This is a genomic window from Pseudomonas sp. SR18, assembly GCF_023701505.1.
GTDB lineage: Bacteria > Pseudomonadota > Gammaproteobacteria > Pseudomonadales > Pseudomonadaceae > Aquipseudomonas > Aquipseudomonas cyclaminis.
Genome location: NZ_JAMQAU010000008.1, coordinates 204,095 through 216,481, shown reverse-complemented (window position 1 = coordinate 216,481; position 12,387 = coordinate 204,095). Strand labels below are relative to the sequence as shown.

Annotated in this window: 9 protein-coding genes; 3 read left to right on the top strand and 6 right to left on the bottom strand. The window is 60.6% G+C overall.

Features of this window, described 5'->3' with window-relative positions; translation table 11 throughout:
- Positions 1 to 47 precede the first annotated feature (47 nt).
- The 6 genes from NDJ82_RS14485 to mreB form a co-directional block, all read right to left on the bottom strand.
- Complete coding sequence (locus NDJ82_RS14485; RefSeq protein ID WP_250925746.1) at positions 48 to 3,863, bottom strand: YhdP family protein; 3,816 nt, start codon at positions 3,861 to 3,863, stop codon at positions 48 to 50.
- A gap of 76 nt (positions 3,864 to 3,939) precedes the next feature.
- Positions 3,940 to 5,397 carry a ribonuclease G gene (gene rng / locus NDJ82_RS14480; RefSeq protein ID WP_099587109.1) on the bottom strand — a complete coding sequence of 486 codons (1,458 nt, stop codon included), beginning with the start codon at positions 5,395 to 5,397 and terminating at the stop codon, positions 3,940 to 3,942.
- A gap of 70 nt (positions 5,398 to 5,467) precedes the next feature.
- The gene (locus NDJ82_RS14475; protein WP_158878404.1) at positions 5,468 to 6,064 is read right to left on the bottom strand and encodes a Maf family protein; all 597 of its coding nucleotides are present in this window, start codon (positions 6,062 to 6,064) and stop codon (positions 5,468 to 5,470) included.
- Between the two features lie 51 nt (positions 6,065 to 6,115).
- Positions 6,116 to 6,604, bottom strand: a complete 489-nt coding sequence (mreD, locus tag NDJ82_RS14470; protein ID WP_099587107.1) for a rod shape-determining protein MreD — start codon at positions 6,602 to 6,604, stop codon at positions 6,116 to 6,118.
- A complete protein-coding gene (gene mreC, locus NDJ82_RS14465) occupies positions 6,604 to 7,698 on the bottom strand; it encodes a rod shape-determining protein MreC (RefSeq protein WP_352230440.1) in 1,095 nt (364 codons plus the stop codon). Before mreC ends, mreD begins: the two co-directional genes overlap by 1 nt.
- Before the next feature lie 138 nt (positions 7,699 to 7,836).
- The gene (mreB, locus tag NDJ82_RS14460; RefSeq protein WP_002555108.1) at positions 7,837 to 8,874 is read right to left on the bottom strand and encodes a rod shape-determining protein MreB; all 1,038 of its coding nucleotides are present in this window, start codon (positions 8,872 to 8,874) and stop codon (positions 7,837 to 7,839) included.
- A 210-nt stretch (positions 8,875 to 9,084) separates the two neighbouring features.
- Between mreB and gatC the strand changes: the two genes are divergently transcribed.
- The 3 genes from gatC to gatB are packed head-to-tail and all read left to right on the top strand — an operon-like array spanning position 9,085 to position 12,296.
- The gene (gene gatC, locus NDJ82_RS14455; RefSeq protein ID WP_003188556.1) at positions 9,085 to 9,372 is read left to right on the top strand and encodes an Asp-tRNA(Asn)/Glu-tRNA(Gln) amidotransferase subunit GatC; all 288 of its coding nucleotides are present in this window, start codon (positions 9,085 to 9,087) and stop codon (positions 9,370 to 9,372) included.
- A 16-nt stretch (positions 9,373 to 9,388) separates the two neighbouring features.
- Positions 9,389 to 10,840: an Asp-tRNA(Asn)/Glu-tRNA(Gln) amidotransferase subunit GatA gene (gatA, locus tag NDJ82_RS14450; protein WP_191948257.1), complete on the top strand. Its 1,452-nt coding sequence runs from the start codon at positions 9,389 to 9,391 to the stop codon at positions 10,838 to 10,840.
- A 10-nt stretch (positions 10,841 to 10,850) separates the two neighbouring features.
- Positions 10,851 to 12,296 carry an Asp-tRNA(Asn)/Glu-tRNA(Gln) amidotransferase subunit GatB gene (gene gatB, locus NDJ82_RS14445; RefSeq protein WP_099587104.1) on the top strand — a complete coding sequence of 482 codons (1,446 nt, stop codon included), beginning with the start codon at positions 10,851 to 10,853 and terminating at the stop codon, positions 12,294 to 12,296.
- The last annotated feature ends 91 nt before the right edge of the window (positions 12,297 to 12,387 follow it).

Here is a 12,387-nt window from a genome sequence, read left to right as displayed (position 1 = left end):
TGGACATTCACCAAAAAAAAGAGAGCCCCATGCTACTCCGCAGGCTCTCAGTTTGGTTTTTCAAATGGCTTGTCGAAGGTGATTTTTGGATCCTTCCACGGCCCTTCCACCTTGTATTGGACGCTGGCAAAACGCGAGACACGGTCACCGATCAGCTTGTCGATCAGGAACAACGCCCCGCCAATAGCGGGCGCGCCGACGATCAGCGCTGCGATCGGCAGGTTGTTGGTCACCGGCAATGTCACCAACAGCTTGGCATCGACGCGATCAGCCACCAGGTCCAAAGTACCGTTGAGTTCCAGGTTGCTCGACGGCCCGGTCAGCGTGATCGGCTCACGAGTGACGAACACACCATCGCTCGCTGCCAGCAGGCCTTTGACCCGGTCGTAACTCAACCCCTTGCCGAGCAGATCGGAGAAATCCAACCGCAGGCGGCGCCCGATGGAGTTGAAGTTGAGCAGGCCGAACACGCGCAGCGCCCGGGCACCCCCTTCCACTTCAACAAACTGGCCTTTGCGAAACGCTGCATCCAGGCTACCGGAAAAGCGCTTCGGCCCGACCCAAGCCGGCGAACCCGGCCAACGTCCGTCCACATCCAGATGGAAGTCTTCGCTGGTGACCGTGGGCGCATATCCCCAGCCCTTGAGCACATCGGCGATGTTCTTGCCGTCCAGACGGCCTTTGTACCAACTGCTGCTGGTCCCCGCAGCGCCTTCCCATCCGCCGGCGCCCTTGAGCTGCATGCCCTTCAGGCCCAGGTCCAGATCGCTGAAAGCCAGGCCTTTGGTGGTTGGACGGATTTTCAGCGACCATGCACCCACCAGATCGGGCCCTTGGAACAGTTGCGCAATGGCGATATCCAGCGCCGGAATGTCTTTTGGATCAATGCTGGCCAACGGGTCCGGCGCGTTTTCATCAGCCTGCACCGTCGGGTCCACCGCGGGTAATTTTACGTATTGCAGGTTGACTGCAATCGGCGCGCCCTTGGCATCCGGCAAGCTGACGCTGCCCTTGGCCTGCTGGCTGTCGAACTGCATGCCCCAGGCGGCGGGTTTTCGGTCCAACTGCAGACTGACCTGATCGAACTGAGTGCCCAAACCGGTGAGTTTGCCTATCTTGAAGTCGGCACCGCTGAGCAGTTGCTTTGCACTGCCGCCCGGGTCGTTGCCGGCATACCGGTTGACCAGTTTTTTCCATGGGTCGATGTCCAGCTCCGAGAGCACCCCACGAATACGCAAGCCCTTGGCGGCGGGCAGCACGGCGTCGCCATCGCCGAGAAACAACTCGCCACGGCCATCATTGAATTTGTCCGGCGGCGCGGCAAAGGTGAAATTGGCAAGCTCGCCGTAATCAAACCAGTAGCGGCGCTCGGCGCCCTGCAAGGTCATGCGGAACACGCTGTCACGCCCCTGGCTGGCTGGCATGCCGAACGGCGCCGGCAGGTCCACTGCAACGCCCTTGAGGTTGGAGCTGACCATTAGTTGGCTGTCGGCACCGTCCAGGTTGAGTTGCAACTGGTACGGGATATCGCCGGACACCGGCAACGGCTGGCTGATTTTCAACCAATCCGTCAACCGCTTGACCGTCACCTGCCCCCTGGCGGCGACACGGGTGCTGATATTGCCCGGTTTGCCGTCGGCAAAAATCTGCGCAGTGATCGGCCGATCAAACGCCTGGGCCGTGATTTTCTCGCCACTCAGGCCCTTGGCACTGTCGAAGCGGAAGTTGCCCTTGAGCTGGGTCAGGTCAAGGGTCGGCTCAGCCAATTGCAGGCGCGCATTGTCGGTCTGGAAATCCACCACGATCTTGGGCTCGATGCCTCTGGCCAGCGGAACGTCCAAGTCCAATTTGCCTTGCAGGTCACCTTCGCCTTTCCAGCCCGCGAAGGTGGAAGCAGTGCCAATCGGCGCTTCCTGGAGAATCTTCAGCCCATCACCCAAGCCGCCGGCAAAACCACCCGTGAGCAGCAGATGGCTTTCCTTGCCGGACGGTGCGTGGGGAATATTGACGTAGATGTCATTGACCTTGGTATCCAGCAGCTGACCCTTGCTGGCCAGGATGCGCACGCCGGTCTCTTCGACAAACACCTCACCCTTGACCTTGCTCACATGGGGCCAGCCTGGCTGGAACGCCAATTCGGCGTCATGCACCTTGAAGAACAGGCTGATGTTGCGCGCAGCCGGCAACGCGTCGTGGTTCAGCGAACCCTGGTACTGGAAGAAACCTTGATCCACCGCGCCCTTGAGAATCGCCGTGCGCAACCACTCATCCAGGGCTGGGCTCAACACCGCTGGCAGGTACTTGGCAGTGAAACGCCCATCGCCGTCGACCATGCCGACCCGCAGGTCCATATAGTCTTCCTGGCTGTGGTCGAAATGCAGGCGGATCAGGAAGTCCGCAGCGATCTTGCCCTCTTCTCCCAGCACCTTGATGTACGGGGCGATCAGGGTGAATCCTTCTTTGTCCAGCTTCCAGGTCAGGCGCGCATTGGCCTGAAGGTACTGCCAGGGCTTGGCGAAGATTGGATCGAGATGCAGGGAAAAATCCTTGCTGTCCATGCGCAACTCGCCACCGCCAAGGTCCCCGCTGATGCTGCCGGACACGTTTCGCGCCGCCGGTGCGCCGAAATAGGCGTCGAAGCCGACCCGCTCAAGGTTGGCGGCAAAACTGACTTTTTGATCGGTGGTGTCTTCAGGGCGAAAATCCACCAGCACATTACGTAGCAGGCCGGTGGCCTTCAGATGTTCGAGGGTCTTGGCGAAACCTTCGGGCAGCGGCGCCAGGGCGTTGAGCAACGGCGTGATCGGGGTCAGGTCGAGGCGGTCCGCCTGCAGCTTCCAGACTTCCTGCGCCTTGTCGGTGGCCAGGGTCTGCTGCAATTGCAGGCGCGACTCCCAACGGGTTTCGCCCAGGCTCATCGCCAGCGAATCAAACAGCACCTTAAGGCCGGTATCACTGCGTTGCAGGTAAGCCGTGAGGGCAAGGTTTTCGATGTGCACCGGCTTGCGCTCGGCGTAGCGGCCCTTCAGCTGTGGCGAGTTGAGACGTACCACTGCACTTTGCACAGTGCCTTTGCTCCAGTTCAGCCAGAACTCACCGCCGGCCTTGAACTGCGAAAGTGTCCACTGCTGGGTCAGCCTGGCCGGGATCCACTTGGCCCAGTCGCTCTGCGGCAGGCTGAGGTAGGCCTGAATCTCAGCGTCCTTCCATTGACTGGCACGAATGCGGCTGCGCAGGCTGAGCGCCAGGGGCTGGCCGTCCGGCAAGGTCAGGCGTGCGTCCAGGCGTTGACGGGTGATGCCGGTGTGCAGGCTCAGGCCCACGTAGGTCAATGTGACCGGTGCCTGATCGAACGGTTGCAGGGTGACCTGGCTGTCGAGCAACGACACGCGCTTGACCATCTGCATGCGCTTGAGTAACTGCTGCGGATCCAGCGGCTGATCGTCCTGCACCGGCAGACCCTGAAGCGCCCAATGGCCGTCCTTGTCTTCCTTGGCGCTCAGTTGCAGGCCACTGACCTGCAGGTGCGAAAGACGCACCTCACGCGCCATCAGGCTGTCCCAGATAGCCGGCACCACCTCGACCTGATCCAGGCGCAAGGCACTGCTGCCCTCGCCGACCATCACATCATGGGCCAGCAGCACCGGTGCGAAACCGCTCCAGCGCCCTTCAAGGCTGCCGATGTGCAGTGGCATGCCCACCGCCGCCTGGGCCTTGGCTTCGACTTCGGCGCGGTATTCAGCCACCAGCGGGGTCAATTCACGACCCAGGCTCACATACACCGCAGCCAATACCAGCAGCAAGGCACAGAGGCCCAGGCCCCAACGGGTCAAAGCGGCAAAAAAGCGTATCAGACGCTCCATGTCAGGCGACCCTCAAGGCAGTAGGCGGACGGCAGATCAAGGTCTGCCCGTCTCGAAGAAAGAAAGCGAATGGGGATCAGAGCAGCACCACGTCGTATTGTTCCTGGGAATACATGGTTTCAACCTGGAAACGGATCGTGCGGCCGATAAACCCCTCCAGCTCGGCAACGTTACCGGACTCTTCGTCCAGCAGGCGATCAACCACTTTCTGGTTGGCGAGGACTCTATAACCTTCAGCCTGATAAGCCCGTGCCTCCCGTAAGATTTCCCGGAAAATCTCGTAGCAAACCGTTTCGGGGGTCTTTAACTTACCGCGACCCTGGCAACTGCTGCACGGCTCGCACAGCACCTGCTCCAGGCTTTCGCGGGTGCGCTTGCGGGTCATCTGCACCAGGCCCAGCTCGGTTATACCGATGATGTTGGTCTTGGCGTGATCGCGCTCCAGTTGTTTTTCCAGGGTGCGCAGCACCTGGCGCTGGTGATCTTCGTCTTCCATATCGATGAAGTCGATGATGATGATGCCGCCCAGGTTGCGCAGGCGCAGTTGGCGCGCAATCGCGGTGGCCGCTTCGAGGTTGGTCTTGAAGATTGTCTCTTCGAGGTTGCGATGACCAACGAAAGCGCCCGTGTTGACGTCGATGGTGGTCATGGCTTCCGCCGGGTCTACCACCAGATAGCCGCCGGACTTGAGCGGCACCTTGCGTTCCAGGGCTTTCTGGATTTCGTCTTCGACGCCATACAGGTCGAAGATCGGCCGCTCGCCGGGGTAGTGCTCCAGGCGGTCGGCAATTTCCGGCATCAACTCGGCCACAAATTGCGTGGTGCGCTGGAAGGTTTCCCGCGAGTCGATGCGGATTTTCTCGATCTTGGGGCTGACCAGATCGCGCAATGTGCGCAGGGCCAGGCCCAGGTCCTCATAGATGACACTTGGCGCGCCGATGGTCTTGATCTGCGCGCCGATCTGGTCCCACAGGCGCCGCAGGTAACGGATGTCCATCAGGATTTCATCAGCACCCGCGCCTTCAGCGGCAGTACGCAGGATGAAACCGCCGGCCTCCTTGATGCCTTCGGCGGCCACGCAGTCGCTGACCACCTTTTTCAGGCGTTCGCGCTCCGCTTCATCTTCGATTTTCAGGGAAATGCCGACGTGGGCGGTACGCGGCATATACACCAGGTAACGCGACGGAATCGACAACTGGGTGGTCAGGCGTGCGCCTTTGGAACCGATGGGGTCCTTGGTGACTTGCACCACCAGGCTCTGCCCTTCATGCACCAGGGCGCTGATGCTTTCTACCGTCGGCCCTTCACGCAGGGAAATTTCCGAAGCATGGATAAACGCAGCGCGGTCCAGGCCGATGTCGACGAATGCCGCCTGCATCCCCGGCAATACCCGCACGACTTTGCCTTTATAGATATTGCCCACGATCCCGCGCTTTTGGGTGCGCTCGACGTGCACTTCTTGCAGAACACCGTTCTCTACCACCGCCACGCGCGATTCCATCGGCGTGATATTGATCAGAATCTCTTCACTCATGGCTGGGTCTCGTTCAGGCGTTTTCACAATAGTGACCGGTCGCTTAAGGCTGGGCGCTGGTGCAAGGCGTTTAGCGCACGGTAAGGTTTTGCCAACAGGGTATGCCGAATCGGGCAAGCAGTTGCGCGGTTTCGCACACCGGCAGCCCTACAACGGCGGAATAGCTGCCATTGAGACCGGCGACAAACACCGAGCCAAGCCCTTGAATAGCATAGCCGCCCGCCTTGTCCCGGGGTTCGCCGCTGTGCCAGTAGGTTGTCGCTTCTTCGACAGAAATCGCGCGAAAACGTACACGACTGCTTACACATTGGGTTTCACAGCGCTGGCCGTCGGTAAGGGCAATAGCGGTGAGCACTTCATGCTCACGTTTCGCCAAGGCCATCAACATCGCCAGGGCATCGGCCTGGTCAACCGGCTTGCCGAGGATCTGACCGTCCACGATCACAGCCGTGTCAGCGCCCAACACACAAGCGCCCGGCGAATGCTCAAGCGCAGAAAATCCCGCCGCCGCCTTGCCGCGCGCAAGACGTTCGACATAGGCAACAGCCGATTCATTGGTAAGAGGAGTTTCATCGATAGCGGCGCTGACCACGGTGAAGGGCACACCGATCTGGGTCAGCAGTTCACGCCGTCTTGGGGAGCCCGAGGCCAGATAAAGCGAATTCATTGCAGTCTCTCCCTGTGGGGTTCGATAACCAGGCAGAGCCTCGCAATCCATTCAATTGATTTTATAGCGCCGACTCAACCCACGCAGACCGAAGCTGATCCAGGGCCACAAGAGCGCACTGACCAGGGCTGGCAATACCAGCGCCAGGGTTGGCTGACGGTTACCGGTCAAGGCACTGAGCCATAGTTGCACCAACTGCGCCAGGCCGAAGATTACCAGGATCACCAGGCACTGCTGCCACATCGGGAACATGCGCAAACGCTGCTGCAACGACAGCACCAGGAAGGTGATCAGGGTCAGGATCAACGCGTTCTGGCCCAGCAAGGTGCCATACAGCACATCTTCCGCCAACCCCAGGAACATGGCCGTGACCATACCCACTTTGTGCGGCAGGTTCAGCGACCAGAAGGCCAGCAGCAAGGCCAGCCAGAGCGGTCGCAGGATTTCCATGAATTGGGGCAGCGGGGAAACGCTGAGCAGCAGCCCGACAGCGAATGTCAGCCAGACGATCCAGCCATTGCTCGAATGAGTACCGGCCATTATTCCTCCCTCTGCCGCGTGGTGGCTGGGGCTGCGGCCGCAGGCCTCACAGCAGGCGTCGTGGTGGCGGGTGGTTTCGCCGCTGTCGGTTTCACCGGCGTTGCACTATGGGCCGCTGGTTTGGCCGGCGTGACCACCGGAGCAACTGTCGGAGCAACAGGAGTCGCTACTGCGGGCTTGGGTACGGTCGCAGGAATCACCGGCGCAGTGCCGTTCTTCTTGTCCTCCGCTTCCTGAGCCTGGGCGGCGTCGTTGGCACGCTCTTCCGGCGTGCGGTTGTCGCTGAACACCAGCAGTAGATAGCGGCTGCGGTTCAGGGCGGCAGTGGGCACGGCGCGCACAATGGCGAAAGGCTGGCCGGAATCGTGGATCACTTCCTTGACCGTCGCCACCGGGTAACCCGCCGGGAACCGCTGACCCAGGCCGGAGCTGACCAGCAGGTCACCTTCCTTGATGTCGGCCGTGTCGGCGACGTGACGCAATTCCAGGCGCTCAGGGTTGCCGGTGCCGCTGGCAATCGCACGCAAGCCGTTACGGTTGACCTGCACCGGAATGCTGTGGGTCGTGTCCGTCAGCAGCAGCACCCGCGAGGTGTAGGGCATCAGCTCGACTACCTGCCCCATCAGGCCACGGGCATCCAGTACCGGCTGACCGAGGACCACACCGTCGCGCTCACCCTTGTTGATGATGATGCGGTGGGTAAAGGGATTCGGGTCCATGCCGATCAACTCGGCCACTTCGACCTTTTCGTTGACCAGTGCCGAAGAGTTGAGCAGCTCGCGCAGCCGAACGTTCTGCTCGGTGAGGGCCGCGAGCTTTTGCATGCGCCCCTGCAACAGCAGGTTTTCGGTCTTGAGTTTTTCGTTTTCGGCGACGAGTTCGGTGCGGCTGCCGAATTGGCTGGCCACCCCCTGGTAAAGCCGTTGCGGCAGATCGGTGACCCAGTATGTCTGCATCAACACCAGCGACATCTGGCTACGCACCGGCTTGAGCAGTGAGAAGCGGGCATCGACCACCATCAGCGCGACCGAAAGCACGACCAGCACCAATAAGCGCACGCCCAATGAGGGGCCTTTGGCGAAAAGCGGTTTAATAAGCCGCTCCTCCCAGGCAAATGTTCTCTTTATTCATACGGCATCTAACCGGCCTGGATGCAGATTGAAGAAGATAAACGCCAACAGGCAGCACTGCAAAGTGCTGCCTGCGGGCGAAACATGGAGTAACCAACGATCTTATTCGCTGGAAAGCAGGTCCATGGTGTGTTTATCCATCATTTCCAGTGCACGACCACCGCCACGCGCAACGCAGGTCAGCGGGTCTTCGGCGACGATCACCGGCAGGCCGGTTTCCTGGGCCAGCAACTTGTCGAGGTCGCGCAGCAAGGCGCCACCACCGGTCAGTACCAGGCCACGCTCGGCGATATCGGAAGCCAGCTCCGGCGGCGATTGCTCCAGAGCGCTCTTCACAGCCTGAACGATGGTGGCCAGGGACTCTTGCAGAGCTTCCAGCACTTCATTGGAGTTCAGGGTGAAGGCACGTGGAACGCCTTCGGCCAGGTTGCGACCGCGAACATCGACTTCGCGCACTTCGCCGCCTGGGTAAGCGGTACCGATTTCCTGCTTGATGCGTTCGGCGGTGGATTCGCCGATCAGGCTGCCGTAGTTACGACGCACATACGTGATGATCGCTTCGTCGAAGCGGTCGCCGCCCACGCGCACGGATTCTGCGTACACCACACCGTTCAGGGAAATCAGGGCGATCTCGGTAGTACCACCACCGATATCCACCACCATCGAACCGCGGGCTTCTTCAACCGGCAGGCCGGCACCGATCGCAGCAGCCATTGGCTCTTCGATCAGGAACACTTCACGGGCACCGGCGCCAAGGGCCGATTCACGGATGGCACGACGCTCAACCTGGGTGGACTTGCATGGAACGCAGATCAGCACACGAGGGCTGGGCTGCAGGAAACTGTTTTCGTGAACCTTGTTGATGAAGTACTGCAGCATCTTCTCGCAGACACTGAAGTCGGCGATCACGCCGTCCTTCATCGGACGAATGGCGGCAATATTGCCTGGTGTACGGCCGAGCATGCGCTTGGCCTCGGTGCCGACGGCAACGACACTTTTCTGATTACCATGGGTCCGAATGGCCACAACCGATGGCTCATTCAGAACGATACCGCGCTCGCGCACGTAAATAAGGGTGTTGGCAGTGCCCAGGTCAATGGAAAGATCGCTGGAAAACATGCCACGCAGTTTCTTGAACATGGGGAAAGGACCCTAGGCAACGCGTGGGTAAAAAAGTGCGGCAAACTCTAACAACGACAGGGATTTTGGGCAAGGCGCCAATGTGCTAAATTGGCCGACTTTCTATGCACCAACCCCCACAATCGCGGCCATATGACCGTAGAAATGCGGTAGTGTTCCGACAATCTAACACACGGACAGCCTCCGTTCTGTTTTCCACTGGAGATTCCCATGGCGCTTGAACGCTCCGACGTGGAAAAAATCGCGCATCTGGCCTCGCTTGGCCTCAATGACGCCGATCTTCCACAGACCACCGCAGCCCTGAACAGCATTCTCGGGCTGGTTGACCAAATGCAGGCCGTGAACACCGACGGCATCGAGCCCCTGGCTCACCCGCTGGAAGCCAGCCAGCGCCTGCGCGCAGACGTCGTGACCGAGCGCAATAATCGCGAGGCCTACCAGTCCATCGCACCAGCGGTCGAAAACGGCCTGTACCTGGTTCCGAAAGTCATCGACTAAAGGGAAAGAGCCTTTCATGCATCACATGACTCTGGCCGAGATCGCCCGCGGTCTCGCCGACAAAACGTTTTCCTCCGAAGAGCTGACCAAGACCCTGCTGGCGCGTATTACTGCGCTGGATCCCAAGGTCAACAGCTTCATCAGCCTCACCGAAGAACTGGCCCTGAGCCAGGCCAAGGCCGCCGACGTACGTCGCGCCAACGGTGAAAACGGCGCACTGCTGGGCGCTCCAATCGCCCACAAAGACCTGTTCTGCACCCAGGGCATACGCACCAGTTGCGGCTCGAAGATGCTCGACAACTTTAAAGCGCCCTACGACGCCACCGTGGTGTCCAAGCTGGCTGCCGCCGGGGCCGTGACCCTGGGCAAGACCAACATGGACGAATTCGCCATGGGTTCGGCCAACGAGTCGAGCTACTACGGCGCGGTAAAAAACCCGTGGAACCTGGAACACGTGCCAGGCGGTTCGTCCGGCGGTTCGGCTGCTGCCGTCGCCGCGCGCTTCCTGCCGGCCGCCACGGCCACCGACACCGGCGGCTCCATTCGCCAACCGGCTGCCTTCACCAACCTCACCGGGTTGAAGCCGACCTACGGTCGCGTTTCCCGCTGGGGCATGATCGCGTACGCATCCAGCCTCGATCAGGGCGGCCCGCTGGCCCGCACCGCTGAAGACTGCGCAATATTGTTACAAGGCATGGCTGGCTTTGATCCACAGGACTCAACCAGCATCGATGAGCCCGTGCCGGACTACAGCGCCAGCCTGAACACCTCGCTCAAAGGCCTGCGCATCGGCGTTCCGAAGGAATACTTCAGCGCCGGTCTTGACCCGCGCATCGCCGAATTGGTGCACAACAGCATCAAGACGCTGGAAGGCCTGGGCGCCGTGATCAAGGAAATCAGCCTGCCGAACAACCAGCACGCGATTCCTGCCTACTACGTGATCGCGCCGGCAGAAGCGTCCTCCAACCTGTCGCGTTTCGACGGCGTGCGTTTCGGCTACCGCTGCGAAAATCCGAAAGACCTCACCGACCTCTACAAACGCTCCCGTGGCGAAGGCTTCGGTGCCGAAGTACAACGCCGGATCATGGTCGGTGCCTACGCCTTGTCGGCGGGTTACTACGACGCGTACTACCTCAAGGCGCAAAAGATCCGTCGCCTGATCAAGAACGACTTCATGGCGGCCTTTGAAGAAGTCGACGTGATCCTCGGTCCAACCACGCCGAACCCGGCCTGGAAGATCGGCGCCAAGACCGGCGACCCGATTGCCGAGTACCTGGAAGACCTCTACACCATCACCGCCAACCTCGCGGGCTTGCCGGGCTTGTCTATGCCGGCCGGTTTCGTCGATGGCCTGCCGGTGGGCGTGCAATTGCTCGCACCGTATTTCCAGGAAGGCCGCCTGCTCAATGTGGCGCACCAGTACCAGTTGAACACCGACTGGCACACTCGCACCCCTACCGGCTTCTGAGGAGAACACTATGCAATGGGAAGTTGTGATCGGGCTGGAGATTCATACCCAGCTCGCCACCCAATCGAAGATTTTCTCCGGTAGCGCCACCACGTTCGGCTCCGAGCCCAACACCCAGGCCAGCCTGGTCGACCTGGGCATGCCCGGCGTTTTGCCGGTGCTGAACCAGGAAGCGGTGCGCATGGCGGTGATGTTCGGCCTGGCGATTGACGCCGAGATCGGCCAGCACAACGTGTTTGCGCGCAAGAACTACTTCTACCCGGACCTGCCCAAGGGCTACCAGATCAGCCAGATGGAATTGCCGATCGTTGGCAAGGGCTACCTGGACATCCCGCTGGAAGACGGCACCATCAAACGTGTCGGCGTCACCCGCGCCCACCTGGAAGAAGACGCCGGCAAAAGCCTGCATGAAGAGTTCAACGGTGCCACCGGCATCGACCTGAACCGCGCCGGCACGCCGCTGCTGGAGATCGTGTCCGAGCCGGACATGCGCAGTGCCAAGGAAGCCGTGGCCTACGTCAAGACCATCCACGCACTGGTGCGCTACCTGGGCATCTGCGACGGCAACATGGCCGAAGGCTCGCTGCGTTGCGACTGCAACGTGTCGGTGCGGCCAAAAGGCCAGGCCGAGTACGGTACCCGCTGCGAGATCAAGAACGTCAACTCGTTCCGTTTCATCGAGAAGGCGATCAACACCGAAGTACGTCGCCAGATCGAACTGATCGAAGACGGCGGCAAGGTGATCCAGCAGACCCGCCTCTACGACCCGAACAAAGACGAAACCCGCGCCATGCGCAGCAAGGAGGAAGCCAACGACTACCGTTACTTCCCCGACCCGGACCTGTTGCCGGTGGTCATCGAGGACTCGTTCCTGGATGACATCCGCGCCACCCTGCCGGAATTGCCGCCGCAAAAACGCGAGCGCTTCCAAGAGCAGTTCGGCCTGTCGGTCTACGACGCCAGCGTATTGGCGTCCAGCCGCGAGCAAGCCGACTACTTCGAAAAAGTCGTGAGCATTGCCGGCGACGCCAAGCTGGCGGCCAACTGGGTCATGGTTGAACTGGGCAGCCTGCTGAACAAGCAGGGCCTGGAAATCGACGAAGCCCCAGTGACCGCCGAACAGCTGGGCGGCATGCTGCTGCGCATCAAGGACAACACCATCTCCGGCAAGATTGCCAAGACTGTGTTTGAAGCGATGGCCGCGGGCGAAGGCAATGCTGATGAGATCATCGAGAAACGCGGTCTCAAGCAGGTCACCGACAGCGGCGCCATCTCGGCGGTACTGGATGAGATGCTGGCGGCCAACGCCGAGCAGGTCGAACAATACCGCGCGGCAGACGAAGCCAAGCGCGGCAAGATGTTCGGCTTCTTTGTCGGCCAAGCCATGAAAGCCTCCAAAGGCAAGGCCAACCCCCAACAGGTGAACGAACTGCTGAAAAGCAAGCTCGAAGGCTGACAGCGGTGAAGGGGCCAAGCCAGATTTCATGCTCGGCTCGGACCTCCTGTGGGAGGGGGCTTGCCCCCTCCCACATTTGATAATGGGGATA

Coding starts and splice junctions, on each gene's coding strand:
- NDJ82_RS14485 (WP_250925746.1), bottom strand. CDS start 3,863: ATGGAGCGTCTGATACGCTTTTTTGCCGCTTTGACCCGTTGGGGCCTG.
- rng (WP_099587109.1), bottom strand. CDS start 5,397: ATGAGTGAAGAGATTCTGATCAATATCACGCCGATGGAATCGCGCGTG.
- NDJ82_RS14475 (WP_158878404.1), bottom strand. CDS start 6,064: ATGAATTCGCTTTATCTGGCCTCGGGCTCCCCAAGACGGCGTGAACTG.
- mreD (WP_099587107.1), bottom strand. CDS start 6,604: ATGGCCGGTACTCATTCGAGCAATGGCTGGATCGTCTGGCTGACATTC.
- mreB (WP_002555108.1), bottom strand. CDS start 8,874: ATGTTCAAGAAACTGCGTGGCATGTTTTCCAGCGATCTTTCCATTGAC.
- gatC (WP_003188556.1), top strand. CDS start 9,085: ATGGCGCTTGAACGCTCCGACGTGGAAAAAATCGCGCATCTGGCCTCG.
- gatA (WP_191948257.1), top strand. CDS start 9,389: ATGCATCACATGACTCTGGCCGAGATCGCCCGCGGTCTCGCCGACAAA.
- gatB (WP_099587104.1), top strand. CDS start 10,851: ATGCAATGGGAAGTTGTGATCGGGCTGGAGATTCATACCCAGCTCGCC.